The sequence below is a fragment of the Actinoplanes sp. NPDC051633 genome, assembly GCF_040681735.1.
Lineage (GTDB): Bacteria > Actinomycetota > Actinomycetes > Mycobacteriales > Micromonosporaceae > Actinoplanes.
Window position 1 is genome coordinate 1 of record NZ_JBFAZH010001042.1, and the last position, 2,728, is coordinate 2,728.

Annotated in this window: 4 protein-coding genes; 3 read left to right on the forward strand and 1 reads right to left on the reverse strand. The window is 68.0% G+C overall.

The features are described 5' to 3' along the window. The coding region (locus tag AB0M20_RS36560; RefSeq protein ID WP_364305250.1) for a hypothetical protein at nt 1–807 on the forward strand (807 nt) is incomplete at its 5' end. Here the strand turns inward: AB0M20_RS36560 and AB0M20_RS36565 are convergent. Then, nucleotides 804–1,052, reverse strand: a complete 249-nt coding sequence (locus AB0M20_RS36565; RefSeq protein WP_364305252.1) for a substrate-binding domain-containing protein — start codon at nt 1,050–1,052, stop codon at nt 804–806. The two genes, AB0M20_RS36560 and AB0M20_RS36565, sit on opposite strands and share 4 nt — an antisense overlap. Between AB0M20_RS36565 and AB0M20_RS36570 the strand changes: the two genes are divergently transcribed. Then, nucleotides 949–1,434, forward strand: a complete 486-nt coding sequence (locus AB0M20_RS36570) for a hypothetical protein (RefSeq protein ID WP_364305254.1) — start codon at nt 949–951, stop codon at nt 1,432–1,434. The two genes, AB0M20_RS36565 and AB0M20_RS36570, sit on opposite strands and share 104 nt — an antisense overlap. Before the next feature lie 81 nt (nt 1,435–1,515). Next, a complete protein-coding gene (gene xylA, locus AB0M20_RS36575) occupies nt 1,516–2,703 on the forward strand; it encodes a xylose isomerase (protein WP_364305253.1) in 1,188 nt (395 codons plus the stop codon). The last annotated feature ends 25 nt before the right edge of the window (nt 2,704–2,728 follow it).

The following is a 2,728-nucleotide window of genomic DNA, read 5'->3' on the forward strand; positions in this document are numbered from 1 at the left end:
GCGCCGGCGGCGCCCGCCCCGCCCGTGGCGCGGGCGGCCCCGGCCGACCGCGTCACCGTTCTGGAGGGCAGCTCGACCGACATCGACCTGCCCGCGCCGGTCGACTTCTGCGTGTCGGAGATCATCGGCACCATCGGCGGCTCGGAGGGCGCCGGCGCGGTGCTGCGGGACGCCCGTCGACGCCTGATCCGGCCCGACGGCATCCTTGCTCCGCATCGCGTCGTCACGACCGCCGCGGCGGTGGACCTGAGCCGGGCCGGGCCACTGGGCTTCCCGTCCTTCGCCCTGCGGTACGTCGCGGAGATCTTCGCTTCCGTCGGCCGTCCTTTCGACCTCCGGGTATGCCTCGTCGGGCAACAGGACGCCTACGTGTCGGACGTGGCCGCCATCGAGCCGCTGGAGTTCAACGGCGAGCTCCGGCCGGAAGGCTCCGATCGAGCGACGCTGACGTTCACCCGCGACGGCCGCATGCACGGCCTCGCCCTGGGCATGCGGTTGTGGATCACGGCCGAGGACGAGTCACCGATCGACTCGCTGAGCCAGCCGAGCAACTGGCTGCCGGTCTTCGCCCCGCTGTCCGGTCCAGGACTGACGGTCCGCGGTGGTGACCGCCTGACCTTCGAATTCCGCACCACACTGAGCGACGACGGGGTCCATCCCGACTACGAACTGCAGGGAAGTCTGCAGCGGCCCGGCCGTAGGGCGATGGCGGTGCACTGGCGGTCCACTCACCACGATGACGGCTTCCGCGGTTCGCCGTTCTACCGCTCCCTGTTCCCGGCGGCGGATCCACGAAGCAGGACCTAGCTCGCCGGAGGGCCGGTGGAGTTGCGCACGACCAGTTCTGTCGCGAGTTCGACGTGATGTGAGTCGACCGCGGCGCCCGCCGCCAGGCGTAGCGCGGTACGCAGCGCCACCAGCCCGATCTCGCGCAGTGGCTGATGGACGGTGGTCAACGGCGGCGACAGCAACCGGGCGATCGGCGTGTCGTCGAAGCCGACGACACTCAGATCTCCGGGAACCCGGAGACCTCTGACTCTGGCTGCTTCGATGACGCCCGCTGCGCTGTCATCCGTGACGGCGAAGATGGCGGTCGGTGGCTTGGGAAGGCCGAGTAGTGCGGTACCCCGGCAAGTCCGTCCTCGAAGTCGGATCCGGCATTTCGTACATAGCGGACCGGGACGGCGACTGATCACCGTCGGGATCCTGGCGTTCATCGCCAGCTGGAACAGCTACCTGCTGCCGCTGTTCATCCTGAACGACCAGAACACTTTCACCCTCCCGCTGGGCGTGCAGTCCTTCGCGTCGCAGTACTCGGTCGACACCGCGAAGGTGCTGGCGTTCACCTCGCTGTCGATGATTCCGGCGCTGGTGTTCTTCAGCGTGTTCGAACGCCGCATCGTCGGTGGGCTGACCGGTGCGGTCAAGGGGTGACCGACGGCCAGACGGGTATGGCTGGCATGGAGATGACGAACTGGAGGAGCAGTCATGACAGCAACGCTCAGTCGTACGGACATGGACCGCACGCCTACCCGGGACGACAAGTTCAGCTTCGGGCTCTGGACCGTCGGCTGGCAGGCCAGGGACCTGTTCGGTGAGGCGACCCGGCCCGCTCTGGCGACCGTGGAGGCCGTCAACCGGCTGGCCGAGATGGGCGCGTACGGGATCACCTTCCACGACGACGACCTGATCCCGCCGGACAGCAGCGCCCAGGAGCGCGACCGGATCATCCAGGAGTTCCGCGACGCGCTGAACGAGACGGGGATGGTGGTGCCGATGGTGACCACCAACCTCTTCCACGACCCCGTGTTCAAGGACGGTGGGTTCACCAGCAACGACCGGAGCGTGCGGCGCTACGCCATTCGCAAGGTGATGCGCAACATCGACCTCGCGGCCGAGCTGGGCGCGCAGACCTACGTGTTCTGGGGTGGACGTGAGGGGTCGGAGGTCGACTTCGCCAAGGACATCCGGGCGGCCCTGGACCGGTATCGGGAGGCGATGGACACCTTGGCCGGCTATGTGATCGACCGGGGGTACCCGATGCGATTCGCGATCGAGCCGAAGCCGAACGAGCCGCGGGGCGACATTCTGCTTCCCTCGATCGGCCATGCCCTGGCCTTCATCGCCGAGCTGGAGCACGGCGACATGGTCGGGATCAATCCCGAGACCGGGCACGAGCAGATGGCCAGCCTCAACTACACGCACGGCATCGCCCAGGCGTTGTGGTCGGGCAAGCTGTTCCACATCGATCTGAACGGGCAGAAGGGTCCTCGATACGACCAGGACTTCGTCTTCGGCTACGGCGACCTGCTGCAGGCGTTCTCGACCGTGGACCTGCTGGAGAACGGCGCACCAGGCGGCGGGCCGACCTACGACGGGCCACGGCACTTCGACTACAAGCCGCTGCGCACCGAGAACATGGACGGCGTGTGGGAGTCGGCCCGTGCCAACATGGAGCTGTACCTGTCCCTCCGGGAGAAGGCACGGGCGTTCCGGGCCGACCAGGAGGTGCAGGAGGCACTGCAGGCCGCCCGCGTTCCCGAGCTGGCCCAGTCGACCCTGGGAGAGGGTGAGACGTACGACGAGCTGCGGCAGGACCGCAGCGCCTTCGAAGAGTTCGACATCGACCGCGCCCGCACCCAGGGCTACGGCTTCGCCCGCTTGCAGCGGCTCGCCATCGAACACCTGCTGGGGACCCGCTGACCCGTTGCTGCTGCGGTACCCGCAC

Coding starts and splice junctions, on each gene's coding strand:
- xylA (WP_364305253.1), top strand. CDS start 1,516: ATGGACCGCACGCCTACCCGGGACGACAAGTTCAGCTTCGGGCTCTGG.